Source organism: Microbacterium sp. 22195 (genome assembly GCF_052056515.1).
GTDB lineage: Bacteria > Actinomycetota > Actinomycetes > Actinomycetales > Microbacteriaceae > Microbacterium.
Genome location: NZ_JBQEPE010000017.1, coordinates 1 through 303 on the forward strand (window position 1 = coordinate 1; position 303 = coordinate 303).

The 303-nt window shown below is 66.0% G+C and carries 1 protein-coding gene; it reads right to left on the reverse strand.

Annotated features, from left to right (window positions below; genetic code table 11):
• The coding region (locus tag ACTJJ4_RS18590; RefSeq protein ID WP_440944706.1) for a hypothetical protein at nt 1-303 on the reverse strand (303 nt) is incomplete at both ends.

Below are 303 nucleotides of genomic sequence, written 5' to 3' on the forward strand. Positions count from 1 at the left end.
TCGTTGACACCATTGGTGGTCTGGTCCCGGGTCTTCCGGAGCTGCCGGGTCTTCCCGGTGGTGACCCCACCCTTCCGGGTCTGCCTGACCTGGGTGGACTCATTCCGGGTCTGCCGGGTCTTCCTGACCTCGGTGGTGTCATTGACACCGTCGGTGGTCTGATTCCGGGTCTGGGTGAGCTGCCGGGTCTTCCCGGCGGTGACCCCACGGTTCCGGGTCTCCCGGGTGTTCCTGACCTGGGTGGGGTCGTCGGTGGTGTCGTTGACACCATTGGTGGTCTGGTGCCGGGTCTGGGTGAGCTGC